Source organism: Pseudarthrobacter sp. WHRI 8279, assembly GCF_040224115.2.
GTDB lineage: Bacteria > Actinomycetota > Actinomycetes > Actinomycetales > Micrococcaceae > Arthrobacter.
In genome coordinates this window covers 2691566-2717830 of sequence record NZ_CP168162.1, presented here as the reverse complement: position 1 = coordinate 2717830, position 26265 = coordinate 2691566, and the positions used below count along the sequence as shown (strand labels likewise).

The 26265-nt window shown below is 66.4% G+C and carries 21 protein-coding genes; 13 read left to right on the top strand and 8 right to left on the bottom strand.

From position 1 onward, the window contains the following. The first annotated feature begins 1 nt into the window (after position 1). The gene (locus tag ABRP28_RS12560; protein ID WP_350004988.1) at positions 2 to 2845 is read left to right on the top strand and encodes an FAD-binding and (Fe-S)-binding domain-containing protein; all 2844 of its coding nucleotides are present in this window, start codon (positions 2 to 4) and stop codon (positions 2843 to 2845) included. Between the two features lie 145 nt (positions 2846 to 2990). Here the strand turns inward: ABRP28_RS12560 and ABRP28_RS12555 are convergent, their stop codons facing one another. The 4 genes from ABRP28_RS12555 to ABRP28_RS12540 all read right to left on the bottom strand — a co-directional run bounded on the left by ABRP28_RS12555 (position 2991) and on the right by ABRP28_RS12540 (position 8352). Continuing rightward, on the bottom strand, positions 2991 to 3425 hold the full coding sequence (locus ABRP28_RS12555) for a hypothetical protein (RefSeq protein ID WP_350004990.1): 435 nt from the start codon (positions 3423 to 3425) through the stop codon (positions 2991 to 2993). A 383-nt stretch (positions 3426 to 3808) separates the two neighbouring features. Next, entirely contained in the window at positions 3809 to 6691 is a 2883-nt protein-coding gene (locus ABRP28_RS12550) for an ATP-binding cassette domain-containing protein (protein WP_350004992.1), read from the bottom strand. Further along, a complete protein-coding gene (locus ABRP28_RS12545) occupies positions 6688 to 7242 on the bottom strand; it encodes a hypothetical protein (RefSeq protein ID WP_374152978.1) in 555 nt (184 codons plus the stop codon). Before ABRP28_RS12545 ends, ABRP28_RS12550 begins: the two co-directional genes overlap by 4 nt. A gap of 636 nt (positions 7243 to 7878) precedes the next feature. Continuing rightward, complete coding sequence (locus ABRP28_RS12540; protein WP_350004996.1) at positions 7879 to 8352, bottom strand: GNAT family N-acetyltransferase; 474 nt, start codon at positions 8350 to 8352, stop codon at positions 7879 to 7881. A 225-nt stretch (positions 8353 to 8577) separates the two neighbouring features. Here ABRP28_RS12540 and ABRP28_RS12535 point away from each other — a divergent pair, with 225 nt between their 5' ends. The 9 genes from ABRP28_RS12535 (at position 8578) to ABRP28_RS12495 (ending at position 17634) form a co-directional block, all read left to right on the top strand. Continuing rightward, positions 8578 to 9711, top strand: a complete 1134-nt coding sequence (locus ABRP28_RS12535; protein WP_350004998.1) for an alpha/beta hydrolase — start codon at positions 8578 to 8580, stop codon at positions 9709 to 9711. Positions 9712 to 9782: 71 nt separating this feature from the next. Then, entirely contained in the window at positions 9783 to 10679 is an 897-nt protein-coding gene (locus ABRP28_RS12530) for a helix-turn-helix transcriptional regulator (RefSeq protein ID WP_350005000.1), read from the top strand. 165 nt (positions 10680 to 10844) lie between these two features. Then, entirely contained in the window at positions 10845 to 11402 is a 558-nt protein-coding gene (locus ABRP28_RS12525) for a cyclophilin-like fold protein (RefSeq protein WP_350005003.1), read from the top strand. 52 nt (positions 11403 to 11454) lie between these two features. Then, positions 11455 to 12726, top strand: a complete 1272-nt coding sequence (locus ABRP28_RS12520) for an MFS transporter (RefSeq protein WP_350005005.1) — start codon at positions 11455 to 11457, stop codon at positions 12724 to 12726. Positions 12727 to 12794: 68 nt separating this feature from the next. Continuing rightward, positions 12795 to 13955, top strand: a complete 1161-nt coding sequence (locus tag ABRP28_RS12515; RefSeq protein ID WP_374152847.1) for a sorbosone dehydrogenase family protein — start codon at positions 12795 to 12797, stop codon at positions 13953 to 13955. A gap of 176 nt (positions 13956 to 14131) precedes the next feature. Next, positions 14132 to 14995 (top strand): phosphatidylinositol-specific phospholipase C/glycerophosphodiester phosphodiesterase family protein, encoded by an 864-nt coding sequence (locus ABRP28_RS12510; protein WP_350005009.1) that lies wholly within the window; start codon positions 14132 to 14134, stop codon positions 14993 to 14995. A gap of 42 nt (positions 14996 to 15037) precedes the next feature. Beyond that, positions 15038 to 16078, top strand: coding sequence for a metallophosphoesterase (locus ABRP28_RS12505; protein WP_350005011.1), 1041 nt, complete (start codon positions 15038 to 15040; stop codon positions 16076 to 16078). A gap of 214 nt (positions 16079 to 16292) precedes the next feature. After that, positions 16293 to 16766: an SRPBCC family protein gene (locus ABRP28_RS12500; RefSeq protein ID WP_350005013.1), complete on the top strand. Its 474-nt coding sequence runs from the start codon at positions 16293 to 16295 to the stop codon at positions 16764 to 16766. 49 nt (positions 16767 to 16815) lie between these two features. Next, a complete protein-coding gene (locus ABRP28_RS12495) occupies positions 16816 to 17634 on the top strand; it encodes an alpha/beta hydrolase (RefSeq protein ID WP_350005015.1) in 819 nt (272 codons plus the stop codon). A gap of 16 nt (positions 17635 to 17650) precedes the next feature. Here ABRP28_RS12495 and ABRP28_RS12490 read toward each other — a convergent pair whose 3' ends face one another. Then, a complete protein-coding gene (locus tag ABRP28_RS12490; protein WP_350005017.1) occupies positions 17651 to 18646 on the bottom strand; it encodes an alpha/beta fold hydrolase in 996 nt (331 codons plus the stop codon). 8 nt (positions 18647 to 18654) lie between these two features. Further along, positions 18655 to 20016, bottom strand: coding sequence for a type III glutamate--ammonia ligase (gene glnT / locus ABRP28_RS12485; protein ID WP_350005019.1), 1362 nt, complete (start codon positions 20014 to 20016; stop codon positions 18655 to 18657). 174 nt (positions 20017 to 20190) lie between these two features. Between glnT and ABRP28_RS12480 the strand changes: the two genes are divergently transcribed. Continuing rightward, complete coding sequence (locus ABRP28_RS12480; RefSeq protein WP_350005020.1) at positions 20191 to 20895, top strand: TetR/AcrR family transcriptional regulator; 705 nt, start codon at positions 20191 to 20193, stop codon at positions 20893 to 20895. Between the two features lie 123 nt (positions 20896 to 21018). Further along, the gene (locus ABRP28_RS12475; protein ID WP_350005022.1) at positions 21019 to 22374 is read left to right on the top strand and encodes an ammonium transporter; all 1356 of its coding nucleotides are present in this window, start codon (positions 21019 to 21021) and stop codon (positions 22372 to 22374) included. Between the two features lie 32 nt (positions 22375 to 22406). Here ABRP28_RS12475 and ABRP28_RS12470 read toward each other — a convergent pair whose 3' ends face one another. Then, positions 22407 to 22961 (bottom strand): hypothetical protein, encoded by a 555-nt coding sequence (locus tag ABRP28_RS12470; protein WP_350005024.1) that lies wholly within the window; start codon positions 22959 to 22961, stop codon positions 22407 to 22409. 1046 nt (positions 22962 to 24007) lie between these two features. On the opposite strand from ABRP28_RS12470, the gene ABRP28_RS12465 reads away from it, so the two are divergent. Beyond that, on the top strand, positions 24008 to 24352 hold the full coding sequence (locus ABRP28_RS12465; protein WP_350005028.1) for a hypothetical protein: 345 nt from the start codon (positions 24008 to 24010) through the stop codon (positions 24350 to 24352). A gap of 89 nt (positions 24353 to 24441) precedes the next feature. Here the strand turns inward: ABRP28_RS12465 and arsA are convergent, their stop codons facing one another. Next, positions 24442 to 26205 (bottom strand): arsenical pump-driving ATPase, encoded by a 1764-nt coding sequence (arsA, locus tag ABRP28_RS12460; protein WP_350005030.1) that lies wholly within the window; start codon positions 26203 to 26205, stop codon positions 24442 to 24444. Positions 26206 to 26265 lie beyond the last annotated feature (60 nt).

Below are 26265 nucleotides of genomic sequence, written 5' to 3'. Positions count from 1 at the left end.
TATGGCACCGCTGGACCTCGCAGCCCTCCGCTCCGCCGTCACCGACGCTGCCCAGGTCAAAACCCGGGCCATCGACCTGCACGCAAACGCCCACGACGCCTCCCACTTCCTGCTGATCCCGCAGGCCGTGGTCACTGCCGGAAGCGCAGCCGACGTGGGCGGGCTGCTCCGCGCGAGCGCCGCCCAGGGCGTCCCGCTCACGTTCCGCTCCGGCGGAACCAGCCTCAGCGGCCAGGCCGTCACCGACGGCGTGCTGGTGGACGTGCGGCGCAACTTCCGGGACGTTGAAGTGCTCGACGGCGGCGCACGCGTCCGGGTGCAGCCCGGCGTCACCGTGCGGGCGCTGAATGCCCGGCTGGCACCCTACGGCCGGAAGTTCGGCCCGGATCCGGCCAGCGAGGCCGCGTGCACTATTGGCGGGGTGGTGGCCAACAACTCGTCCGGCATGAACTGCGGCACCGTGGACAACGCCTACCGGACGCTTGAGTCCCTCACCGTCGTGCTCCCCTCCGGAACCGTCATTGACACCGGCGCCCCGGACGCGGGCACCAAGCTGCGCACGCTCGAGCCGGAGCTGTACCAGGGCCTTGCGCAGCTGGCGGACCGGGTGCGCGGGAACAGTGAGTCCGTCCGCCGGATCCGGCAGCAGTTCGCCATGAAGAACACCATGGGCTACGGCCTCAACACGCTGCTGGACTTCAGCAGCCCGGTGGATATCATGGCCCACCTGATCGTCGGCAGCGAGGGAACCCTAGGATTCGTGGCCGAGGCAGTCTTTCGCACCATCCCGCGGCTGCAGCACGCCGCCACCGGACTGCTGGTGTTCCCTGACCTGCAGGCGGCCAACGCCGCCCTGCCTGCGCTGGTGGAAACCGGCGCAGCCACGGTGGAGCTCATGGACGCGCTGTCCCTCAAGGTGGGCCAGGCGCTGAAGGGGACTCCCGCCGTCGTACGCGACCTGGTGGTGCGGGACCACGCAGCCCTGCTGGTTGAATACTCGGCCGAAGGGCAGGATCAGCTCGCGGAACTGCAGCAGGGCGGTGAAAGCATCCTCAAGGAGCTGAGCCTCTCCGCCGAAGCCCACTTCACGGGTGACGCCAAAGCACGTGCGGGGCTCTGGCACCTGCGCAAGGGCCTGTACGCCTCGGTGGCGGGCGCCCGGCCGCAGGGGACCACCGCCCTGCTGGAGGACATCGTGGTCCCGGTTCCCGTGCTGGGCCGCACCTGCCAGGACCTTATCGGGCTGTTCGACAAGTACAGCTACAGCAACAGCGTGATCTTCGGCCACGCCAAAGACGGGAACGTCCACTTCATGCTCACGGACGGGTTCACCACCGCCGAGGAGCTGGACAGGTACAGCTCGTTCACCGAGGACATGGTGGACCTGGTGCTGGGGGAGGGCGGCTCACTAAAAGCCGAGCACGGCACCGGACGGGTGATGGCGCCCTATGTGCGGCGGCAGTACGGGGATGAGCTGTACGGCGTGATGCGCAGGATCAAGGAGCTGTTCGATCCGCGCGGGATCCTCAACCCCGGCGTCATCCTGGACGACGATCCCGAGGCGCACCTCCGGCACATCAAAACGGCGCCGCCGGTGGCCGAAGAGGTGGACCGCTGCGTTTCCTGCGGCTACTGCGAGCCGGTGTGCCCCAGCAAGGACCTCACGCTGACGCCGCGGCAGCGCATCGTCACCCTGCGTGCCATCGAGGCCGCGCGCCTGGCCGGTGACAATGCGCTGGTGGAACAGCTGGAAAAGGACTACGACTACGAATCGGTGCAGACCTGCGCGGTCGATGGCATGTGCCAGACGGCCTGTCCCGTGGAGATCAACACGGGCCTCCTGGTCAAGCGGATCAGGCGTTCCGACGCCGGCCCCGTGGCCAACGGCGCCTGGAACGCGGCTGCCAAGCACTGGGAAGGGGTGACCCGCGGCGCCTCGCTGGCGCTGACCGTGGTCAACAAGCTGCCGGCCGCCGCGCTGGTCCCGCCCAACAAGGCCGCCAGGGCGGTCCTGGGCACCGACACCGTCCCGCTTTACTCGGCGGAGCTGCCGGGCGGCGGTTCCGTGCGGAAACGTCAGACGCCGGACCGGGCACCGGACGCCGTCTACTTCCCCGCGTGCGTGGGGACCATGTTCGGGCCGGCTGGTGCGGACCAGTCCGGCAACCCCGGGCCGGGAGTCCAGTACAGCTTCGAGCAGTTGTGCGAACGGGCCGGGATCACCCTGCTGGTGCCTCAGGGCATCGATGGCCTGTGCTGCGGCACCCCCTGGTCCTCCAAGGGCATGGTGGCAGGCCAGGCGACCATGCAGGAGAAGACCCTGGCCGCGCTGCGGGAAGCCACCCGGGACGGCGAACTGGCCATCATCTGCGACGCGTCGTCCTGCACGGAGGGCCTTCGCCAGGCGGTGGAGTCCGACGTTCCCCTGGTGGGCCAGCGTCCGCTGCGGATTGTGGATGCGGTGGATTTCGCGGCCGAACGCATCCTGCCCAGGCTCCCGGACCACAAGAAGCTGGATTCGCTGGCACTGCACCCCACCTGCTCGTCCACGCGTATGGGGATCAACGGTTCCCTGGATGCTGTGGCCGGTGCAGTGGCCGAGAAGGTGGATGTCCCCGTGAACTGGGGCTGCTGTGCCTTCGCGGGGGACCGCGGCATGCTCCACCCCGAGCTCACCGAGTCCGCAACCCGGAAGCAGGGGGAGGAGGTTGCAGAACTGGGTGCCGCCGCCCACGCGTCCTGCAACCGCACCTGCGAGCTGGGCATGACCCGGGCAACCGGGGCTGAATACCGGCACGTGCTGGAGCTGCTGGAGGAAGTGACGCGGCCCGGGCAGACGTCGTAACGATCCCCGGGCGTTGAAGGCCAGGCCAGGCAGAACCGTCTTTTCCTGAAACGGTCTTTGGCCTGGCCGGAGCGAGCATTAAGGCTTGCCCGCTTCGCCGTCGTATACCCACGTTCGTCACCCCGCCGCCAGCAGATTCTGCAACTCAATGGTGTCCAAACCGCTCCCGGGCATTTCGAGCGGACGTGCCGAGGGCGGCACCGATAACCTCCCACGAGTCTCCGTTCGCGCGGGCGACGCTGACGGCGGCGTCCAGCTCGGCTTCGGCCTTCGCAGCAACCGTACGGGCAGCGGAGATCCGGCGGAAGTCCGCAGCCCTCCTGTCCAAGTGAGGAGCCGGGCTCAGGCGAAGGAGCGTACCATCCACCCGCAGTGGCGCGGCTAAGTGCTCGACGTGCAGGACGTAACCTTCTTCGGGCCCGCGCTGAATGTAGAGGGTGAGGACCGATTTTCCCTCACTGTCATCAAAGTCCACTTTTCCATAGCTCTCACGTGGGCCAACAGGCCACGGGCGCGGCTTCAACCGCCACCCAGCTTCGTACTGCGTCCGCTCGTAGGCCGGTGTTTCGCGAGGGGTCATAGTGTCCGCTCTCCTTCAGTTGTCTTGCCACTGCGCCCCGACGCGTAGGGGCGCAGCACGGCCTCTCACCGAGAATGGAGCCGGCGGCGGCTGGGGGAGATGCACGTGGTCTCAGCCGTACACCTTCGCCGCCGGCTCCGCTGTCCACGGTACGGCCGCGGGCTGATGGGCACCCGGGTACCAGATACCCGAATCCGGCGAAGGCATTTACCTGCAGTGGGGGTAGGACGGTGGAAGCGGGGCCCTTCCGGTGGACAGGCCGGAAACGGCGGGTGGCCACTCCTGCTCGCTGCTATTGCGGGCAAGCAAAAGGACGCACCCCGTTCGCTGAGCGCGTCCTTCGCTGTGGCAAGCCCTCGGATTCATCGGGGTTTCGGGCGTCCTCAGACCTTGAGTTGAAGCCGGTCATCGGACTCGGCAGAGTGGGTCTGCACGGCTTTCGCGCCCACGCTGGAAACCGGCTTCACCCGCCGGAACGCGGCGAGGATGGCCCGGCCCACCACAACGATTCCGATGATCGTGGTGACGGCACGCAGGGTGTCCCAGCCCGCCGTCGACGTCACCAGCGAGTACAGCAGGAAGCTGCTCAGGTTGGTGGCCAGCGGCGCACCGGGCTCGTAGGAGATGCCGGTGCCGGCGCCCACCGCAAAGGGCCAGAACCACAGGTTGGTCAGCAGGCCGAACAGGTAGGACGCCACGGCGCCGTAGCCGCACAGCATCCACAGTTCTACCCGCCCGCGCACCCGGCGGGGGAGCAGGCCTGCACCCGCGCCCACCCACGCGCAGGCGAAGACCTGGAACGGCGTCCACGGCCCGATCCCGCCCCACAACGCACTTGAGAGGGCGATGGTGGCGGCGCCGAGGAGCATGCCGAACCGGGCGCCGAACGTCCGGCCGGCCAGGATCAGCAGGATAAAGACCGCTTCCACGCCCCCGACGCCGGTGCTCGCCAGCCGCACCGCGGAACCTACCGCGGCCAGGACGCCGAGCAGCGCCACCGTGTGTGCCGAGCGGACGGAACCGTCCAGGGACACGACGACGGCGACGGCGGCAATGGGTGCGATGGCCAGCGCAGCGTAGGGGAGGGCAGCCGCGGCATCCTGCGGGAGGGCTGCGGCGAGCAGCGGCCAGCAGAAGGCGCCGAGGGCCAGGAGGTTCGCCGCGGCGAGTATTGAGAGCTCGACGCCGCGCGGCAGCCGGATGTGGTGCGGCTTCTTCGCGCTGGTGATGTCCGTTGGCGCGTCGATGGGCGTTGGTACCGGGATCAGCAGTGGTGTTGCGGGCGGCGCCGTGGCAACAGCCGGGTCGGGTTCCGGCGACTTGTCCTCCAAAGCAGACGGCGCGACGCCGTCGCGCATCGGGAGGATCCGGGCGCCGAGGCCGTGGGCAAAGTCGTGGTCGTGGGTGGCGATGAGGACTGCCGCGCCGGAGTCCGCGGCGGCTTTTACGGCCGAGGCGACGGCGGTGCGTGCTGCCGGATCGAGCCCGCGGGTGGGCTCGTCGATCAGGAGGACCTGGGGGTTTTCCATGGTCTGCAGCGCGATGGCAAGGATCCTGCGCTCGCCCGCGGAGAGGTCCCGGGGATGCTCATGCCCGATGGGGATCGTGACGTCGCCCCGCAGCCGAGCCAGGTGTGACGCCGCATAGCCAGGCGCGAGCTGTCCGCCGTTCTTTCGGCGCGCAAGCCGCCGCTCGGCTGCGCGGAGCTCGCCCGCAACTGTATCCCGGGTGAAGAGGTCGTCCGAGGCGTCCGGCACTAGGGCGACGCGGCCGCCGTCGAACGTTGTTACAACGCCTCCGCTTTCGCCGCCTCTCCCGCCGCTGCCTTCACCGAGGGCGAGCGCGACCAAGAGGGATGACTTCCCGGCTCCGTTCGGTCCCACCAGGGCCACCACTTCGCCGCGGTGCAGGGTGAGGGATGCGTCGCGCACCAGCTGTGCGCCCTTGCGGTGCACGGCGAGGTTTGCGGCCGTCAGCACCGGAGCGAAGTCAGCTGGCGGAAGCGGGATCTGCAGCGCCTCAACAGTGGCGGAAGGCGACGGCGCGGCACCCGGAACCCCTGCAGTTGGGATCAATGTGCCGTCCTCGATGGTCCACCACGAGTCGGCTACCGGAGTCAGCGCTTCGGCGCGGTGCTCGGCCGCGATGACGCAGACGCCGGCGTCGCGGGCGAGGGCGTGGAGCACAGCGATGACGTGCCCGCGGGCCTTGGTGTCGAGGTCGGCCAGGGGCTCGTCAACCAGGAGCAGGGCCGGATTTTCCACCACCGCGGCGGCGATGGCCACAAGTGTTGCCTCGCCTGCCGAGAGCGTGCTGACGTTCCGGTCCAGCAGCGCTGCCACTCCGATGCGCTCGGCGACCTCCAGCACCCGGGCCTTGGCGACAGCGGATGCCACGCCGCGCAGTTCAAGGGCCAGGGAGATCTCGTCCCGGACCTTGGTGGTGGCGAAGGCTGCGCGGGGATTCTGCAGCACAACACCGACGCTGCGGGCAGTGTCCCGCGGCGGTGTGGTGCTGCGGTCCATGCCGGCGACGCTCACGGTGCCGGAAACCTCTCCACCGTCAAGATGCGAAAGGAGGCCGGCGATACCCCGCAGGATGGTGGACTTGCCGGAGCCCGTGGGCCCGGTGATCACAGTAATGGAGCCGTACGGCGGCGTGAATCCGGGGACATTCACCTGCGCGTCCCCAATGCGGAACTGGGCGTCCCGCACCAGAAGCGGGCCGTCGTCGTCGTTCTTGAAGCGGTGCTCCGCACGGCTGCCAAAACCGCGCAGCTCCAGGGCGGCGGCAACCCTGCCCGCATGCTCAAGGGTGTGCTCGAGGATGGGCACCAGGGCGCAGGGTCCGAACTTTTCGCCCCGCAGCCGGAACGCCAGGCGTACGGAGGTCACGGCGTCGGACAGCGCGGGGAGCGCCGCCCAGGCCACCACCAGCATCCGGCCAACACCCTGCATGGGGCCGCGTCGGGCCAGGTGGACAAAGCCGCGCGCCACATCCACAAACGCATTGAGCAGGCCGAAGCCGAGGAACATCCCGGCAATCGGCAGGGCGGACAGGACCGCCGCCCACAGCCCGGGACCAGTGACCGGGCCCAGAAGGACCACATGCGAGTATGGGGCAGGCAGGCGCGTCGCCGGCAGGTCCAGCAGGACCGGTTCGCCAATGCCCGCCCCGTTGAAGAGGATGCGGTAGATGACCCGCGCCGCGATGAACACGACGGCGAGGGCCGCCGCGGCGCGTAACGGCGCGGGTCGGAAGGTCATGCCGCGGGGGCGGCCGGTTCGCCGTCGACCGTGAAGAGCAGTTCCAGGCTCTCGCCCGGGCTCACCTTGAGGGTGGCGAGGCCTTCCTGGGCGTAGGCCCAGTCACCGAAGGCCGGCTTCACCCAGAGGGCCCAGTAGGCAAAGGCAGCCGGCATCTTGCCGCATTCTTCCCGGTAGGTGCCGCCCTTGTGGGTGATGTCGAAGTCCGCGGCGGGCACACCGTTGACGCGGCACACGAGTTCGTTGGGGTATTCGGTGGTGCCCTCGGTTTCCACGTCGGCCTCTTCGAGGATCTCGGCGGCGACGGTGGGCTCGTCCACGGGCACGCAGACGTTGGTGTCGGCGGCTTCCTGCTTCAGGGCGCCCGAGTCGACGATGACCTTCACGCCGTCGCAGGGCGCGTCGGCGGCGCTGGATGTCGCGGCGGTGGAGGAAGCTGCTGGCGTGGACGCCGGCTCAGAGGCAGCGGGCTGGGTTGCCGGCGCGGAACAGGCGGCGAGGGAAAACAGGAGACCGGCGGCGGCGAGTGAGCTCGCGGCGGCGGTGCGCATCTTAGTCAAAGTCACCTGTTAAGGGTAGGGCGTTGCCCGCCAGGATCCGGATGTGGCCGCGTTATGTGACGCCAGGCCACCTGCTGACATGGCGCACCGCCTAAAGCCAAGCGGACGACGGCGGGAGGTTCCGCCGTCGTCCGCTTGGTTCCTTGGGACGCGTTCCCGCAGCCGCAAGCCACAATGTCACACCCCACTGCAACACGGCGGAGTTACCGGGATCAGCAACCTTGGATAGGCATGCCCCAAACACCACAGGCTCAAACACTGGCAGGATTGGACACCAACGGCGGCTACGAAGGATGAGCCACCAGGCTGGATTTCACCGGCCGGACGGCACTATCCGGCCGAACACCCGAACCGGGAACCACCACTCATCCCACCAGAATGCCTCCCGGGTACTGTTCGCCCACTGGAACAGGCCACCAGCCCCCTTGAACAGGCCATCCTGGCGCGTCTCGCCGCCTGAGGCGACTGGACGCCTAATCCATTGAGGCCCGGCGCCTGGTTGCGTGACCGTTTCGCCGCCTGGCGCGCCATGCTGCCTGAGACCTGGTTGCCTGACCGCTTTGCCGCCCGACGCATCTCCCCCCGGGACGCTCCGGGCTGTCTCCGCGGTGCCCGCTGGAGCGGATCCTACAGACGGAGCTCCATGAAAACGCTATTGGGATCAAGGACGTAGCCGGCAAACGGCGGGCACTCTGTGAAGCCGTTCCGGGCGTAGAGGCGCCGGGCCGGAGCGAAGTAGTCCTCGGTTCCGGTCTCAAGGTAGAGGCGCTGAAGGTTCCGGGCGCGGACGTCGTCGACGATATGGCGGAGCATCAGGGTGGCTACGCCCCGTCCCCGTGCGCTTGCCGTGGTGCGCATGGACTTGATCTCGCCATGCACCGGCGGGCCGGAAGGGGAATCCAGGATCTTGAGCGCGCCGCACCCCATCAGCTTGCCGTCCTCACGGGCGGTCCAGAACGTAATTGCCGGCGACAAAAGCGCGGAGGGGTCCAGGGCATGGACGCTTTCGGCCGGCGAGGTGGCGTACATGTCCGCCAGGTGTTCGCTGAGGAGCAGATGGACGTCGCCGCGTGCGGGGTCGTCCCGGTCAATGGAAATCATCAGCTCAAATCTACCGGCTGACGCGGCGTGCCCCGTGACGCCCCAACCGGGTACGGTTCGCGGCAGGGCCCCTCCCTGCAGACCCCTTTTCTTTGGGTACCTATGGGGGCTCTGGCAGAACCAGCCTCAGCAGGGACTCCCGCTGGCCGTTTCGGCTGTGGTGTGCTCGAAAGGACGACGAAGTCCAACCACATACGTAACCGACGAATCACGAGGATGAAGACGATGAGCACGGACTGCAACGCAAACAACACCACTTCCCAGGGAATCCAGGCTGGCGTGTCGCGCCGCAACATCATCAAGCTGACAGGGGCAGGCGCGGCGGCCATCGGGCTCTCCAGCGCAGCCGGGCTGGCAGGAGCCGGGCCGGCTTTCGCAGCTCCCACCTCCCGCAAGGACCTCGAGCCGGGCGACACCTCCAACGGCGCAGACAACTTCTACACCAGCGACCAGGTCACGGTGAAGAAGATCTCGTTCAAGAACAAGTACGAGATGAAGGTTGTGGGCAACCTCTTCGTCCCCAACAACCTGGACCGGGGGACCACCCACCCGGCGCTGGTGGTAGGCCACCCCATGGGCGCCGTGAAGGAACAAAGCGCCAACCTCTACGCCACCAAGATGGCCGAGCAGGGCTACGTCACGCTCTCCTTCGACCTCTCCTTCTGGGGCGAGAGTGCCGGCAAGCCCGGAAACTCCGTTTCACCGGACATCTACGCCGAGGACTTCAGCGCCACCGTCGACTACCTGCGCGCCCAGCCCTTCGTCGATAGGGAGCGCGTCGGGGCCATCGGGATCTGCGGCAGCGGCAGCTTCGTGATCAGCGCGGCAAAGATCGATCCGCGAATCAAGGCGATCGCCACGGTGAGCATGTACGACATGGGCGCCGCCAACCGCGACGGGCTCAACAAGTCCGTGACGCTGGAACAGCGCAAGGCCTTCATCGCCACGGCAGCCGCCCAGCGCGACGTCGAGTTCGCCGGCGGCGCGATCCAGTACACCGGCGGCACACCGGAAGAACTCACCGCAGACTCCACTGCGGTGGACAGGGAGTTCTACGACTTCTACCGGACCGCCCGCGGCTACCACCCCAACACCACCACGCACCCGGCCCTGGCCACCAACACCAAGTTCATGAACTTCCACCCGTTCAACGACCTGGACCTGATCGCCCCGCGGCCGCTGCTGTTCATCGCCGGTGACCAGGCCCACTCGAGGGAATTCAGCGAAGAGGCCTACCGGCTCGCCACCGGACCCAAGGAACTCTTCTGGGTCCCCGGTGCCGGCCACGTGGACCTCTACGACCGCACCGGCCTCATCCCCTTCGACAAGCTCACGGACTTCTTCCGTACACAGCTCTAGGAAGGGGGATGCGGGGGAGGGGTACTGGAAGGGACTCCCTCCCCCGCAAGACTTGCCCTAGCGTGAAGCACATGGACAACCGAGCTGAAGTACGCGAATTCCTTGTCTCGCGGCGCGGCCAGGTGGCCCCGGAGCAGGTTGGATTGCCCGCCGGGACCAACAGGCGCGTCAAGGGTTTGCGCCGGAGCGAAGTGGCCACCCTCGCCGGCCTGAGCGTGGAGTACTACACACGCCTGGAACGCGGCGCGATCAGCGGTGCCTCCGGCCAGGTGCTGGAGAGCATCGCCAGGGCCTTGCGCCTGGACGACGCCGAGCGGGCGCACCTGTTCAACCTCGCCCAGGCTGCCAGCCCGGCTGCACGGCCGCCGCGGCGGCGCACCTCAAAGTCCTACATTCCGCACCAAAGCCTGCAATGGGTGCTCGACGCGATCACGGCCGGTCCCGCATTCGTTCGCAACGGCAGGATGGACCTGCTGGCCGTCAATCCTTTGGCCCGGGCGTTTTACAAGGACTGCTACGACATGCCCGGCCAGCCGCCGAACATCGCCCGCTTTACGTTCCTCGACGACCGTGCCCACCAGTTCTACCCTGACTGGGATGCCTTCGCGGAGGTGACCGTGTCCATCCTGCGGACGGAGGCAGGCCGGGACCCCCATAACAAGGAACTCCACGACCTCATCGGTGAGCTGGGAACCCGCAGCGAAGAGTTCCGCCGCCGCTGGGGTGCGCACAACGTCCGCCACCACGGCACGGGTTTCAAAACCTTCAACCACCCCGTCGTGGGCGAAATGACTCTCGCTTTCGAGGGGCTGGAAATGGCCGCCGAACCCGGACTGACCCTCACGATCTACACCGCGGAACCGGGGTCGCCGTCCGCTGAGCGCATGCAGCTGCTCGCCTCATGGGCGGCCAGCGAGTATGGAAATTCCGTCCAGGCTGCGCCCGAGAGGACCCGGACAGACGGTTGACGACGCCGGGCGGCAGCTGGGAAAGAACGGGCGACGCCGGGCATCACCGCCGGGGGCACCGAGGGGTCCCTGCCAGTACCCCTCACAACAGGGGCTCCTACACTTCTTCTCCAGCTGCTTTGCTGGAATGGACCGAACTTTCCTGACCGGAACGGATCAGCTCCCATGCACCTGAAGACATTGGCCCTGGCTTTGATTTGCGTGCTGGCGTTGCCCCTGGCCGGGTGCAGCACCCCCTCGAACGGCCCGGCCTCCACCACTGAGCCGCCCTCCTCCCCGTACCCGTCGCCGGCGCCGGAAACCTCGACGGCGGCCGAGGGGTCGGCGTCGCAAGCTGCACCGGTGCCGTCCTCGGCGGGGGCGGCAGACAACGCTTCGGTCACCATCGACATCGATGGCGAAACGGTGACAGGCACCCTTTCCGGCAACGCAACTGCACGCTCCCTGATCGCCCAGCTGCCCTTGACGCTCTCCTTCAGGGACTACGGCGGCCAGGAAAAGATCGCTGAGCTGCCGGAGGCGCTTTCGCTCGACGGCGTTCCCGCCGGTGACAGCGCAGAACCACTGACCATCGGCTACTACGCCCCCGATCAGGCCCTCGTGCTCTACTACGAGCACGTGGGGTATTCCCGCGGAATTGTACGGATCGGATCCTTCGATGACCTCGAGGCGGTCCGGGACCGGACAAGCGGTTTTACCGCCAGGCTGGCTCCCGCTAACTGAGCGGGATGACACGGCTGCTCCGACAATTTCCCCACAAAAGAATGGAACCGTTTTGACCCGAGCAACCCTTGAGGAAGGCGCCCGCGAAGCGCCCATCGACGTCCTGCACTCCGAAAACGTCAGCATCACTGAAAAAACAAAGGATTCGGCCCCGGCAAGCGGTCATTCCGCCCCCGCCGGGCGTTTTCCCTGGGCGGCCCTGCTGGTCATGGCCCTCATGGGCTTCCTCCTGATTGCCACCGAGACCATGCCCGCCGGCCTGTTGCCGCAGATCGCCTCAGGACTGGCAGTCACCGAGGGGACCGCGGGGCAGTTTGTCAGCGCCTATGCCCTGGGAACAATCATTGCGGCAATGCCAGCCATTGCCCTGACCCGGGGCCTGCGCCGGAAGCCCGTTTTCGTCGTCGGGATCCTCGGCTTCCTGGCCGCCAACCTCATCACGGCGTTCTCCACGGACATCGCCCTTTCCCTGGGAGCACGGCTCATTGCCGGTGCGTTCTCCGGCCTGCTGTGGGGAATGACTGCCGGCTATGCCCGGCGCATCACAGCTCCGCACCAGGCCGGCCGCGCCCTGTCCGTTGCGTCCGTTGGAACCCCGGTGGGCCTGGCAGTGGGGACGCCCTTCGGCTCCTGGCTGGGCACGACGCTCGACTGGCGCTGGTCCTTCGGTGTCCTCGCAATCCTCACGGCAGTCACCTTGGTATTGGCGGTCTTCCTGGTCCCGGACGCGCCCGGCCAACGGGCCGGGACGCGGGTACCCCTCGCACGGGTCTTCGCCATCCCGGGCGTGGCGGTTGTCCTCGGCGTCATCGTCAGCTGGATGCTTGGCCACAACATCATGTACACCTACATTGGCTCCTACCTCCGCGGGGCAAGCCTTGACCTCCCGGTGGACGCAGCGCTTGCAACGTTCGGCGCGGCCGCCATTGCGGGGATCGCCATCACCGGCGCCGTGATCGACAAGGGCCTCCGACGCCTGGTCCTGCTCAGCCTGGGGAGCTTCATGGTGGCCGGTGCGATCTTCATCGTCGGCCACGCGTCATTGGTGGCAGTCCTCGCCGCGATCGTCCTGTGGGGCATCGCCTTCGGCGGCGCGGCAGCACAGCTGCAAACGGCCATCAGCGCTGCCAGCGGTGAAAACGCGGACGTTGCCAACTCCATGCTCGGCGTCGCGTTCAACCTCGCGATTTTCGCTGCGGGGGTGGCGGGTGCGGTGGTGATCAGCAGCCTTGACGGGATGGTCCTGCCAGCCGCCCTGGTGGGACTGGCCGCCGTCGCGATTGTTGTTGCTGTTGCCGGACGCCGCACGGCCTTTCCCACATAGCCAGCAAAGCGGCGCCCGCAACAGCAGCACCGCAAAGCAATCATCCTCAAATGCATCAAGAGAAAGCCATGAAAGCCACCCGCACCCCAGCCCTGTTGGCAGCAACTCTCGGAGCGGGCCTGATGCTGTCCTCCTGCACCACCACGCCGGCAGCAACGCCAACGCCGGTTCCTGCGCCTGTTACGTCGTCGGCTCCGTCCCCCACTCCCTCCCCGACTCCCTCGTCAGCCGGGGCGTCGGCATCGGCGACGGCGGGGAACGCCACCCCGGCCGGCGCGCCCCAGGCCGTGGCCACCGGGCTGGAAGCTCCCTGGTCCGTGGTGTTCCGCAACGGCACCCCGCTGGTCAGCGAACGGGACAGCGGCCGGATCCTCGAACTCAGCCCTGACGGCACCACACGCACCATTGGCGACATTCCCGGTGTGACGGCTGCGGGGGAAGGCGGGCTGCTGGGCCTGGCCGTGGACAGCCAGGGCCGCCTGTACGTTTACTCCACCGGGACGGACGGAAACAGGCTCCAGCGCTTCGACGTCACCGGAGAACCAGGGGCGCTGGCGCTGGGACAGGCCGAAACAATCCTCGACGGGATTGGCTCCGCGAGCTACCACGACGGCGGCCGGATCGCCTTTGGGCCCGACGGCATGCTCTACGTCGCGATTGGCGATGCGGGCCGGCGCGACAGCTCCCAGGACCTCGATTCCCTGAACGGGAAGATCCTCAGGATGACCCCCGACGGCGGCGTCCCCGCCGACAACCCCTTCCCGGATTCGCTCGTCTACAGTTACGGGCACCGCAACCCCCAGGGCCTGGCCTGGGCGGAGGACGGCACCATGTTCGCCACCGAGTTCGGGCAGAACACGTGGGACGAGCTGAACATCATCAGCCCGGGGGCCAACTACGGCTGGCCTACCGTGGAAGGAATAGCGGCGACAGGGGACTTCGCGGACCCGGTGCAGCAGTGGGAGCCCACCGGGGCCAGCCCCAGCGGCATGGCGCACGTTGACGGGACACTGTTCATCGCCAACCTGCGCGGACAGGTCCTCCGGGCCGTTCCCGTCGCCGACCCCTCGACGTCGACCACGTACTACGATGGCGAATTCGGCCGCATCCGCGATGTTACGGAGGCTCCGGACGGCAGGCTCTGGTTCGTTACCAGCAACACCGACGGCCGGGGCAGGCCCGGCCCCGATGGTGACCGCATCCTCAGCGTGGAGCTGGCCCGGCAGTAAGCAGGTGCGGATGTGCCGCCGTGCCCCGCGCTCCCTGCCATGTCCCTCGCAGTTCACTTGCCAGCAACCCGCCGGCCCCGAAGCGTTCTCCCGCAACCAGCAGTCTTTTCACGCCCCCTTTCGCCCGGCACACCAGACAGCCGGGCGGACATCCCAGCAGTACGTAGGAGTACTCCGTGTTCGTGAAAAGCACCCTCGCCGCCGTCGCTGTCCTCGCCTCCCTGGCCGGAACCGCAGCAGCTGCACCCGCCCAAGCCGAGGCAACCAAGCCGGCTCCCGTCGTCGTCGGCCAGCCACTCGCCCAAGCCCATGCGCACAACGACTACGAGCATGAGCGTCCCCTGTTCGACGCGCTCGAGCACGGCTTCACCAGCGTCGAAGCCGACGTGTGGCTGGTGGACGGCGAACTGCTGGTGGCCCACGACCGGGAGGACGTCCAGCCCGGCGTCACGCTCGAAAGCCTCTACCTGGACCCGCTCCAGGACCTGGTCCGCAGCCAGCCCGGCCACAGCGTCTACCCGCACTGGGACGGCAGCCTGCAGCTCCTGATCGACATCAAGAGCGAAGGCGAGGCCACCTACGCTGCCATTGAGCAGGAACTGGCCGAACACCGCGACATCATGAGCCGCTACACCAACGGCAACGTCAAGACCGGGCCGGTCACCGCTGTCATCAGCGGCAACCGCCCCTTGGCCACGATGCAGGCACAGGAGAAGCGGTTCAGCTTCTACGACGGCCGCTCCGCCGACCTCGCCACCGGCAAGCCCGCCGGCCTGATGCCGCTGGTCAGCGACAACTGGACCAAGCTGTTCACCTGGCAGGGCGTCGGCCCCATGCCGGAAGCCGAGCGCGCCAAGCTCCACGCCTACGTGGCCGAGGCGCACGCCAGCGGCTACCGCGTCCGCTTCTGGGCCACCCCGGACCAGCCCGGCGCAGCACGGGAGGCCATCTGGACCGAACTTGCCGACGCTGGCGTGGACCACATCAACACCGATGACCTCGAGGCCCTCCAGCAGTTCCTCACCGCCCGCACGGCCTAAGCCACGTCCTCAGCCGCTCCCAGCAGAAACAGGTACCTCCCCATGCCTTCAAAAACCATAAAAACGACGACGGCGGCAGCCGTCCTGGCGCTCGGCCTCCTTGCGTCCCAGCCCGCCAATGCCGCTGAGGACACCCCCCACAAGCAGGCCTTCACCTTCGGCGTTATTGGCGATATTCCCTACGGCGACGCTGAGATCGCCAAGTTTCCCGCCCGCATCCAGGACATCAACGCGGACAAGGACCTGAAGTTCGTCACCCACGTGGGCGATATCAAAAACGGCTCCTCGGTCTGCTCAGACGAGTACTTCGCCAACATCCGGACACAGTTCGACACCTTCGAGCACCCGCTGGTCTTCACCCCGGGCGACAACGAGTGGGTGGACTGCCACCGCACCAACAACGGCGCCTACAATCCGTTGGAGCGGCTGGATCGGCTCCGGGAGGTGTTCTTCAACGAGCCCGGCAAGACCTTGGGGGCCACGATGCCGGTCAAGACCCAGGAGAACCTTGGGCTGCCGGAGAACGTCAGGTTCGCGCAGAACCGGGTGGCCTTCTCCGTGCTCAACGTCCAGGGCAGCAACAATTCACTGCAGCCGTGGACCGGTTTGGGCGAAACCAGCGCAACGCCGGAACAGGTGGCCGAGGTGGAGTACCGAACCGGCGCCGTCCTGGCCCAGATCCGCGAGACCTTTGCCGACGCCGAACGCCGCAATGACCGCGCGGTCGTCCTGATGACCCAGGCCGACATGTTCGATCCCTCGCTGCTCGCCGCGGCCACCACCAACCCGGAGATCATGTCCGGCTTCCGCGGGATCGTGGCGGCCATCGTCGAGGAGACCAACAGCTTCGACGCGCCGGTGTACCTCATCAATGGCGACAGCCACGTTTTCGCCGAGAACCAGCCGCTCGCCGCAGGCTCGCCTTGGCTGGAGATCTACGGCCAGGCGGAAGCCGATGACCTGCAGCGCATCACGGTGGACGGTTCCGCGAACGCCACCAACTACGTCAGGTTTTCTGTCGCCGGTAACAGTGCCGACGGCGGCGACGTCCTGAGCTGGGAAAAGGTCCCCTTCAGCTCGTAGGCACCAATGGTAAGCGGACGACGGCGGGTGCCTCCCGCCGTCGTCCGCTTCTGCCTTTCCAAGCTCCCATCTCCGTCCGGCGTGCCGGGAATCCCGAGGCTCTGGACACTGGCCGCCGCCGGATTTATGGTGCAAAGGTGGCGGCTGCCTGACTGGCAGGATGGCAAGCTCTGCCGGTCCGCCGTTGCGGCCGTCCGTCATGAGGAGGAAGCAGATGGAACGCGTTGAACAGACCGTTGAAGTCGATGTCCCGGTGCGGACCGCGTACAACCAGTGGACCCAGTTCGAATCCTTTCCGCAGTTCATGTCCGGTGTGGAATCCGTAACCCAGCTGACTGACACCACCAACCATTGGGTGACCAACGTGGGTGGCGTCCACCGGGAATTCGATACCGAGATCGTTGACCAGGAGCCGGACGACCGGATTGCCTGGCGCAGCACCGACGGCAAGTCCCATGCCGGCATCATCAGGTTCACGCCGCTGGATGCCAACCACACGAAGGTCAAGGTCCATTTCGAGTGGGCGCCGGAAACCGTCACCGAAAAGGCAGGCGCGGCGCTGAAGATCGACGAGATGCAGGTCAGGGCCGACATGCGGAAGTTCAAGGACTTCATCGAATCGCGCGGGTCCGAAACCGGCGGCTGGCGTGGCGAAGTCAAGGACAGCGGCCCCACCGGGCAGCCCTAACAAAAAGAAAGCGGTCGACGGCGGGTGCCTCCCGCCGTCGCAGCCAGTCATGCGACAGCACACAGTGGAAACATCCGACGGCGGCCACCTTCGCGTTTTCAGCTTCGGGGACGGACCGGGTGTGGTGCTTGTGTGCGGGACGAATACCGTTGCGCCAACCTACTTCAAAACCGCGAGGCGGCTCAGCAAAGGCCTGCCCGTCCACGTGTACGACCGACGGGGCAGGCCTGGATCCAGCCTGCAGCCGCACGACTACTCCATGAACACCGAGGTGGCCGACCTCGGGCGCGTCCTGGACGCCACCGGCAGCACCATGGTTTTCGGTCATAGCTATGGCGGTGCAGTTGCTCTCGACGCCGGGCTTCAGCTGCCCGTCCGGCGGATCGCCGTCTACGATGCCGTTCCCAACATCGGCGGTGCAGTGCCAACCCATTTCCTGCCCGAGTTCGAATCGGCGGTGCAACGAGGTGACGTGCACCGGGCTGTGTCAATCCTGGGGAAGGGTATATCCGCCAAGCTCAACGCAAGCCCGCTTCCGGAACCTGCCTTCCAAGCGGTGGTCCGCTTGCTGGCAATTGCCACACGAAAAGGCCGGGCGTGGAAAGGAACGGTGCACAGTGCCGTCAATGAACTGGCATTCCTTGACGGCAACCGGCCTCCCGCAGAGCGCTACGCCGGCATTCCGGTTCCCGTGCTTGTGCTCTTCGGTTCCAGTAGCGATGAGTTCTACCGGGTGATAGCCCAAGCGCTTTCCGCACAGTTGCTTCACGGACGCTGCACGGCTGTGCCGGGAGCGGATCACGGTGCGCTGGACAGGGCACCTCGGACGCTGATTTCCCATCTTTTGGAGTTCTTCGCCAACGGGTAGTTGTTGTGGCGTTTTGTCAGTCATCAAGAAGCTGTCGCATGGCATCGCCGATCTGATCCGTTTCCGCGGCTCGGATTCCGGGCCGTCCGGCAACGTGCCCAAGATTTGATTCGAGCGGACGGAATTGGGCGCCCGGGACCAGGCCGGCCTCGATCCTGCTGTCCGCGGCTGGGAAGTAGAGGTCGGTGGTGCCCGGCATAACGATGCAGCGCGCGCCGATCTGGCCCAGGGCCGCCTCGAACCCGCCGCGCGTGGGCGTCCCGACATCGGCCCGCTGCCATGCGCCCAGCACCGTCAGTAGGTTGTTGGCATCCATCTGTTCATGGTCCTTCGCCCACTCGTCCAGAACATGCTCAACGCTCCTGTAACCGAGTTCCCGGTAAACCTCGTCCCGGAAAAACTCCTGGGAGTACGCCCAGCCGGCGTAGACGGTCCCAAACGCCCGCAGGCCGCTGACAGGCGGGGAACTGTACCGGCCGCCGTCGTACGCCTGGTCAGTAGTCAGCGCAGCTTTTACGCTTTCCAGGAACACGAAATTGTGCGGTGAACACCGGGCTGCCCCGGCAACCGGAAGGATGCCGGAAACCATCTCCGGATAGCGGACGGCCCACTCGTACGCCTGCAGCGCCCCCATGGACCAGCCGGCAACCATGCGGATGTGGCGGACTCCGAGGGCGGTGAGCAGGCGATGCTGCGCAATGACGTTGTCCGCGATGTCGACGTCCGGAAAAGCCGCACCCCTGGTCTCGGGAGAGGCGTAAGAGGGGGAGGTGGACAGGCCGTTGCCGAACATGTTCACGGCAACGATGAACCAGCGCTCCGGGTCCAGCATCCTGCCCGGGCCGATCCAGGGTTCGTAGCTGGCGTGCGTGCCGGTGTAGTAGGAGGGCAGAAGGATGCAATTGTCCCGGGCCTCGTTGAGTTCCCCGTATGTCTTATAGGCGAGCTTGGCGTCCGGCAGGTCCAGGCCGGAGACCAGCCCGAACCTGCCGAGTACGAATTCCTGGTGCACGGGACCGCTTAGAAGAACTTCAGGTAGCGCTTGGTCTCCCATTCGGAGACGTGGGCCTGGTACTCGTCCCATTCCTGTCCCTTGTAGTCGATGTAGGCGTTGTACATCGACTCGCCGAAGACATCGCGCGACAGGCTGTCCGCGGCGAACTCCTCGATAGCCTCGCCCAGGCTGCGGGGGAGAAGGCCCAGGCCGTTCTTCAGGATCTCGGATTCCGTGTAGTTGTACATGTTCTCGGTGTGCGGCGCCCCGGGATCGAGGTTTTCGCGGATGCCTTCGAGCCCTGCAGCGAGGATGATGGCCGCCCCCAGGTAGGGGTTGCAGCTGATATCCGCTGCCCGGCACTCCACCCGGCCGCCCGCCAGGGGCACGCGGACCATGTTGGTTCGGTTGTTGTTGCCGTAGCTGACGAACACGGGCGCCCAGGTGGAGCCTGACATGCTGCCCTTGCGGACCAGGCGCTTGTAGCTGTTGACGGTGGGGGCGATGACGGCACAGATGGCGGGTGCGTGCTTCAGGACGCCGGCGATGAACTTGTAACCCAGTTCCGAGATGCCGCAACCGCGCGGGTCGTCGTCGGTCTCGAAGAGGTTGACGCCCGTCTCCGCATCGGCGAGGGACATGTTGAAGTGGGCGCCGGAGCCGCTGCGGTCGGCGAAGGGCTTCGGCATGAACGTGGCGAAGTACCCGTGCTTGCGGACCATCTCGTTGGCCATGAGCCGGAAGAACACTGCCCGGTCTGCCATAGTGAGGGCGTCCGAGTATTTGAAGTCAATCTCGAACTGGCCCTGGGCATCCTCGTGGTCAAAGGAGTAGACGCCCCAGCCCATGTCGTTCATGGCCTCGACCATCTCGGTGAGCCAGTCGAAGTTGTCCAGGGCTGCCGGGGCGGTATAGCAAGGCTTGCTGAGGTTGTCCCGGTCGCTGACCTCCACAGGGCCGTCAGGGGTGTCCTTGAGGACGAAGAACTCGGTCTCGATGCCCAGGTTGAAGGTGAATCCCAGCTCCTTGGCGGCTTCAAGCTGCCGTTTCAGGATGTTCCGGGAGGCCGCCTCGAAGGGCTTGCCTGCGGTGTAGAGGTCGCTGGCGAAGTAGGCCACTTCCTTGCGCCAGGGCAGCTGCACGGCGCTGTCCAGATCAGGGATTGCTGAGAGTTCCTCGTCGCTGATGTCCTGGGGGAGCCCGTCCAGGGCGGCACCGGTGAACAGTTCGGAGCCGGCGGCCATCTGCGGCAGGTGGGACAGCGGGACAAACTTGGTTTTGATGTTCCCGTGCAGGTCAACGAAGCTCGACATTGCGTATTTGACCCCCGCTTCGCGGAGCTTTCGCTGCACTGTCTCAACTGCGGCTTGTGCTGTTTCCACACTCATGGTGTCTCCCTGTTCGGTGTGCTTGTGGCAACGCGGACGATGCCATTTCGATAAGTTATGGAAAGTCTCGCCGCCAGCAATTTCGATAGAGTGTCGAAATTGTTTCGTGCCCGTAAATCATTCGCCGATAGGCTCGTGGGTAAGTTCCGGACAGCGCGGCGGCAGGGGTAGGGCATGGCAAAGGATGCGGCATCATCAACGGCGGGGCGTCCGCGCCTGAGCGGCGCCCCCGCCGGTTCCCCGCGGCAGGAGATCATCCGTGAAGCCACCGCACTGTTCGTGGCAAAGGGGTACGCGGAAACCACCATGAGCGAGATCGCCCGCAGCGCCGGGCTGCGCCAGTCCTCGCTCTACTACTGGTTCGCGCGCAAGGAGCACATCCTTCAGGCGCTTCTGGAGGAGAACCGGGGTTCGCTTGCGCTTGCGGCGGCACTGGAGGTCCGGCCCGGTCCGGCCGGGGCCAGACTTTACGCCGTCCTGCACGCCGATGCCATGCAGTTGTGTTCCGCGCCCTTGGACTTCTACGAGTTTGAGCGGGTGGCACGCTCCCAGCCGCAGAATTTCGGCGCATTCTTTGACGACTACGCCGCCCTGCACCGGCTGACCGCGTCCATTGTGCGGCAGGGCGTCGAGGCCGGTGAGTTCCAGGCTGCTGATCCCGAGGATGCCGCCACGGCTGCTTTGGGTCTGAACGAGGGCCTTCAAAGGCACTACCGCCAGCCGCTTCCGGGGCTGCGGTCTTATACCGCGGAGCAGGTTTCCGGACTCAGCGCAGACACCACCCTTGCCCGGCTGCTGGTGATGCAAGCGGACTTGGCTGACATTAGGGCAGATGCAGCGGCCCTTACCGCCGCGTGGAACCCCACCGCCGAAAGTTAACTCACCCGAAACGAATTCGATATGGCATCGAAAACGTCGGCTCCAAGAATTTAGATAGCGTATCGAAACGCTGGTGCCCCGCTTCCGGGCGGCGTGCCCGTTATCTAGCCTTTGGAGATTCGAATGGACACTGCCACTATCGCGGGCAACACGGCGTGGGTTCTCACCGCCGTTATTGCCGTCGCGCTGATGTTGCCCGGCCTGGCGCTCTTCTATGGCGGGATGGTCAGCCGCAAAACCGCCATGAACATGATGCTCATGGTGTTCGGCTCCTTCTGCGTTGTGGGTGTTCTCTGGATCGTTTTCGGCTACTCCGCCGTCTTCGGCAATTCCATCGGCGGGCTGGGCCTGCTGGGCAACCCGCTGGAGTTCGCGGGGCTGGGCCAGCTTCTGACCGCCCCGGACGACGCCGCCCTGCCGCCACTCGCGCTCGCGGCACTGCACTTGATGTTCGCCGGCCTGACGGCCGGCATCGTAGCTGGTGCGGCGGCTGACCGGATGAAGTTTGGTGCCTGGCTTGCTTTTGCGGGCATCTGGGCCAGCCTGGTCTATTTCCCGGTTGCCCACTGGGTATTCGCCTTCGACTCGGCGGACGGTTCCGTCCAGGGAGGCTGGATCGCCAACACTCTCGGTGCCGTCGACTACGCCGGCAGCACAGCCATCCACGTCAACTCAGGTGTGGCCGCACTCGCCCTGGCTCTTGTGCTCGGCAGGCGCCGCACGTGGCCCGTGCAGCCCAAAGCTCACAGCCTCCCCCTGACGCTGCTGGGCGTCGGGCTACTCTTCACAGGCTGGATCGGATTCGACGGCAGCGGCCTGGGTGCTGCCGACAATAACGCAGCCGTCGCTGTTTTCAACACCGTCGCGGCCACTTGCGCCGGCGTCGTCGTGTGGCTCCTCGTGGAGAAGCTCCGGGACGGTCATCCCACCACCCTGGGCGCTTCCTCGGGTGCCATCGCCGCCCTCGTCGCCATCACCCCATCCTGCGGTGCCGTCACCCCGCTTGCTGCAATGGCCATCGGCGGTGCCGCCGGAGCCGTCTGCTACTTCGCCGTCGCACTCAAGTACAAACTCGGTTTCGACGATGCCCTCGACGTCACCGCGCTGCACTTCATCGGTGGCGTAGTTGGCGGCCTCCTGATCGGTGTCCTCTCCACTCCGGAGGCGCCCAGCGGAGCGGCAGGGCTGCTCTATGGCGGCGGCTTCGAACTCCTGGGCCGGCAGGCGCTCGCCATCCTGGCCGTCTTCGCCTACACCTTCTCGGTCACGTGGGTGATCGCAAAGGTCCTTGACCTGACCATGGGCATCCGGGTTGCGGCGCCGGTGGAGGCGAAGGGACTCGATATCAGCCTCCACGCCGAGAACGCCTATGAAAATGGTGAAGACAAGGCACATGCCCCGCGCGGCCACGCCGAACAGCTGCACCATCTGGTGGACGAAAATGCGGTTGAGGATGCACCGGCACGCACAGCCCGCTGAAGTCCGTTGGGGACCGGCAGATCAGCCGGCTGTCATATCTGCGGCACGCACTCGCCGGTCCCCAACAAAGCCAGGCCGGCTCGGTCCCCGGCACCGAAGTCGAGCTGCCCGCTGTTCTCTTCGTACATGAGCTGGGTGGGGTCGTTTATATGGTCCAGCCCGACCACATGCGCCAGCTCATGCATGATGACGGCCCGGACCAATGCGGGCCCGTCCGGATAGGCCAGCGTTTCCGCGAGGGCCGGTGCGTCAAGGAGGACCTGGCCGCTGACGTACACATAGGGCTGTCCTGGCACTTGGATGGATGTACTGCCGCCGGTCCCTGCGACGCTTCCCGCCAGCCCCGGCGCTGCCTCCGGCGTTGACCACGAGATGAGGATAGGCGCCCACTTCTTGCCGTACCTGTCAGGCTGGTATGCCTCGCGGTCCTGTGTCGGTGCTTCGTCCGTCGGGCCATCGTAGACGAACTGCAGCCCGGTCGCGGCGGAAGCCGCGGCCACGGCCTCCTTGATGAGCTGCTCGGTGCCTTCTGGCGCCAACTCCGGGCGGACAACGTAATGGACCGGGCGGCACGGGTCATATGCCACAAATGGCTGGCCCGGGTCAGGAGACTCCTGCAGGACAAACGCGGTGGATCCGGTCGTGGCAGGTGGGACGCCGAGTGGAGACGAAGCAGCTTCGAACCCCGGGGGAGGCACGTCTGATCCGGGCAGGTGCGGCAGCGCCGCGGACAGGACGAACCGGTCGAAGAGGGTGGGAGCGAAATAGAGCCCTACGACGAGTGCGAGGCCCAGTACCGTGGCCGACCTCGCCTTCCATTTCCGTTTGCGTGCTGGTCTAATTCGGCGATAGCCGCGTCTCTTGCCCGAACTTTGTACCGTGACTGTACGCCAGGGCTCGGGATCCTGCAGCTTGCCAAGGGCTTCATCAATTGCCCACTGTGGGATACGCCCGCTCGGCGAACGCCGTAGGCCGGGAATGTTTTGCTCGCCGGCAGGCATGCCTGAAAAATCCCTTTTGCCGAAATCCGGTACCACCGGCGCCCCCTTGTGCCCCCAAGCCCATCCTCTGAGACAGGTCCGCTCAGCATAATGGCTGTTTCCCGGGGCCGCCATGGGATGCCCCAGGCGCTCCGTTTGGGGGCCTTATCCGGAGGTGGGAAGATGCAAGGTTGCAATGTGATGACGCTTTTTTGGTTCGCCTTTCGCTGCAATGAAAAGGACTGCAGTAAAAGCCTGATTCGGAAAAATTGAATTTCTGCAGGCATCCGAGGCTGGACGACCCAGTCAGCCGAGCTTGCCCTCTCTAGGCCCGAAATGACGGTACTTTCCATGGACTGGCTTAAAAATTAAAAGTGGGTATGGTACTGGGTAACGCAAGCATAGAAAGGCGTGATTCCGATGTCCGGAAAATCCCCGAAAAGCGGCGCCATAAAAAAGGCGGGCAAGACAATTCTCGAGAAGCGGGCCGATAAAAGGGCTAAAAACGAGAACAGCGAACTGAATTTCGCAAAGCCGCGCAAGAACCAGCGCTAACAAGCCCGCGGGCAGCCGGGAACGGAACTCCTAGCCCGCCCGGCTGCCCGCGCTCCATCCCTGTTGCATATCCTCGTGCTCAGTTCCAAGGACACACCATGAACATTTCCTGCAACGCCCTGGTGGTTCCGGCGCGGCTGTCCCACCCGGTGCACCTCAAACCCCTTGACCTGGACGCCACGGCACTCCAGCGGGTGGCCGCCGGAGAAATCGGGTACATCGCCGGCCGCGGCTGGCGCGTCTACCTGAATAATGACGGAAGCCGTTCCTTCCCCAACCTGCGCGCGGAAGTCCTTATCCGGGAAGCGGGCGTGGAGCTGGACGAGCCCATCCACGGAACAGCCCTGCTGCTGGGCTACGTGGACCCGGGCGAAGAGACGGACGCGCCCCGTCACCTCATCAGCCTCGCTGAGCAGTTGTTCGACATCCCGCTGGCTGCGTGACCGCTCGAACAGCGCGTAACCGCCCTAACAAGAAAACAAGCAAGCGGACGACGGCGGGAGGTCCCGCCGTCGTCCGCGTCACCTTCCCGCTAAACGCGCTGGGTTGTGAAAGCCGTCAGCGCCGTCAGTTTCGCCTCTCCGATGGGCTCTTCCGGCAGCAGGGGGATCAGGGCAACCCGCTCCGCCATGGCCCGAACCTTTGTGATCTGGTCCGCCTCCTGGGCGGCGCGGGCGCGGAGGAACGGCGAGCGCGGGCGGGCGGCGGCGATGGAGTTGTTGATGACCCAGGCCCACGGATGGATCCCGGCCCGCTCCAGGTCAACCTTGAGTTCCTCCGCCTCCAGCACGGGCGTGGTCTCGGCCAGCGTCACCAAGATGACCTTCGTTCCCACCGGATCCTGGAGGCGCATCAGCGGCGTCACGAATCCCATCGAGTCCCCCACCTGCCGGGAGATCTCCCGGTGGTAGGAGCCCGTGGCATCCAGCAGCAGGAGCGTATGCCCGGTGGGCGCGGTGTCCATCACCACGAAGTGCCGCCTGGACTCCTGGACCACCCGGGAGAACTGCCGGAACACCGCAACCTCGTCCGTGCAGGGCGACATCAAGTCTTCCGCCAGCGCAGCCCGGCCTTCGTCGTCCATGCTCCGGCCCTTGGTGTCCATCACGTGGGCCCGGTATTCCTGGATGGCCGCCGCCGGGTCAATGCGGGACACCGTCAGCCCCGCGACGGACCCGTGCAGCGTCTCGGACAGGTGCGCCGCCGGATCGGTGGTGGTGAGGTGGACGGCGTGCCCCCGCCAGGCCAGGGCAACCGCAATCGCCGCAGCCACCGTCGTCTTTCCCACGCCGCCCTTGCCCATGCACATCACCAGCCCGTGTCCGTCGGCCTCAATGCCGTCCACCAGTGCGGCAAGCGGGGCGTCCTCGACGTCAAGGAACGACGGCGGTCCCTCGGCAGCGTCCGTCAGCAGCGAGGGAGCAAACAGGGATTCGAGCGCCGGAATCCCCACCATGTTGCCGGGCTTGAGCTCGAGCACGTCGCGGGGGAGCCCGGCAACCGCCCCGGGGACGGCCGCCAGGGCCGCAGCCTCCCGGGCACGCAGGGCCTTCGCAAGCTCCTCCCCGCCGGCTGCCTCGGGCAGCACACCATTAACCACCAGGTAACCGCCGCTGATGCCGATCTGGTTCAGCTCAAGGTAGGTCCGCTCAACCTCCTTAAGGGATGACGGCTGGGCCCGGGTCACCAGGACAAGCCGGGTACGCAGCGGATCGGCTAGGGCCTGGACCGCCCTGGCATACACCTCCTTGTGCTTGTCCAGCCCGGACAGCGGACCCAGGCAGGACGGTTCCCCTGCGCCGGTGGCAAGGAAATCCGTCCACGAGCCGGGCAGCTGCAGCAGGCGGATGGTGTGGCCGGTCGGGGCGGTGTCAAAGATGATGTGGTCATACTCCGCATAGGAAGCATCGTCTCCGAGCAGGCTGGTGAACTCGTCGAAGGAGGCCACCTCCGTGGTGCAGGAACCGGAAAGGCTCTCGGCGATGCCGGCCAGTTCCGTTTCCGGCAGGACTCCGCGGACTGGGGTGAGGATCCGCTCCCGGTAAGCCTCGGCGGCCTGCTCCGGGTCGATTTCCAGGGCAGCGAGGCCTGGCATCTCCGGAATTGCGGTGACGGTGTTTCCAACAGTGAGGCCGAAGACCTGCCCGATATTGGACGCGGGGTCCGTGCTGACCAGCAGCACCTTCCGGCCGGCCCGCGCCAGGAAGAGCGCCGACGCGCACGCCACCGACGTCTTGCCCACACCGCCTTTGCCGGTGAAGAACAGGAACCGGGGCGAGGCGGCAAGGAACTTCATGCAAGCCAGTCTTGCAACCGGCCGGGGACGGGTCCAGAGCCAAACGTCCCGGAGCCGGCC

Excerpts from the sequence above, each read along its gene's own strand:
- ABRP28_RS12480 (WP_350005020.1), top strand. The coding sequence starts at position 20,191 with ATGGCAAAGGATGCGGCATCATCAACGGCGGGGCGTCCGCGCCTGAGC.
- ABRP28_RS12560 (WP_350004988.1), top strand. The coding sequence starts at position 2 with ATGGCACCGCTGGACCTCGCAGCCCTCCGCTCCGCCGTCACCGACGCT.
- ABRP28_RS12525 (WP_350005003.1), top strand. The coding sequence starts at position 10,845 with ATGCACCTGAAGACATTGGCCCTGGCTTTGATTTGCGTGCTGGCGTTG.
- ABRP28_RS12515 (WP_374152847.1), top strand. The coding sequence starts at position 12,795 with ATGAAAGCCACCCGCACCCCAGCCCTGTTGGCAGCAACTCTCGGAGCG.
- ABRP28_RS12500 (WP_350005013.1), top strand. The coding sequence starts at position 16,293 with ATGGAACGCGTTGAACAGACCGTTGAAGTCGATGTCCCGGTGCGGACC.
- ABRP28_RS12495 (WP_350005015.1), top strand. The coding sequence starts at position 16,816 with ATGCGACAGCACACAGTGGAAACATCCGACGGCGGCCACCTTCGCGTT.
- ABRP28_RS12530 (WP_350005000.1), top strand. The coding sequence starts at position 9,783 with ATGGACAACCGAGCTGAAGTACGCGAATTCCTTGTCTCGCGGCGCGGC.
- ABRP28_RS12535 (WP_350004998.1), top strand. The coding sequence starts at position 8,578 with ATGAGCACGGACTGCAACGCAAACAACACCACTTCCCAGGGAATCCAG.
- ABRP28_RS12540 (WP_350004996.1), bottom strand. The coding sequence starts at position 8,352 with ATGATTTCCATTGACCGGGACGACCCCGCACGCGGCGACGTCCATCTG.
- ABRP28_RS12555 (WP_350004990.1), bottom strand. The coding sequence starts at position 3,425 with ATGACCCCTCGCGAAACACCGGCCTACGAGCGGACGCAGTACGAAGCT.
- ABRP28_RS12550 (WP_350004992.1), bottom strand. The coding sequence starts at position 6,691 with ATGACCTTCCGACCCGCGCCGTTACGCGCCGCGGCGGCCCTCGCCGTC.
- ABRP28_RS12465 (WP_350005028.1), top strand. The coding sequence starts at position 24,008 with ATGAACATTTCCTGCAACGCCCTGGTGGTTCCGGCGCGGCTGTCCCAC.
- ABRP28_RS12545 (WP_374152978.1), bottom strand. The coding sequence starts at position 7,242 with ATGCGCACCGCCGCCGCGAGCTCACTCGCCGCCGCCGGTCTCCTGTTT.
- ABRP28_RS12505 (WP_350005011.1), top strand. The coding sequence starts at position 15,038 with ATGCCTTCAAAAACCATAAAAACGACGACGGCGGCAGCCGTCCTGGCG.
- glnT (WP_350005019.1), bottom strand. The coding sequence starts at position 20,016 with ATGAGTGTGGAAACAGCACAAGCCGCAGTTGAGACAGTGCAGCGAAAG.
- ABRP28_RS12475 (WP_350005022.1), top strand. The coding sequence starts at position 21,019 with ATGGACACTGCCACTATCGCGGGCAACACGGCGTGGGTTCTCACCGCC.
- arsA (WP_350005030.1), bottom strand. The coding sequence starts at position 26,205 with ATGAAGTTCCTTGCCGCCTCGCCCCGGTTCCTGTTCTTCACCGGCAAA.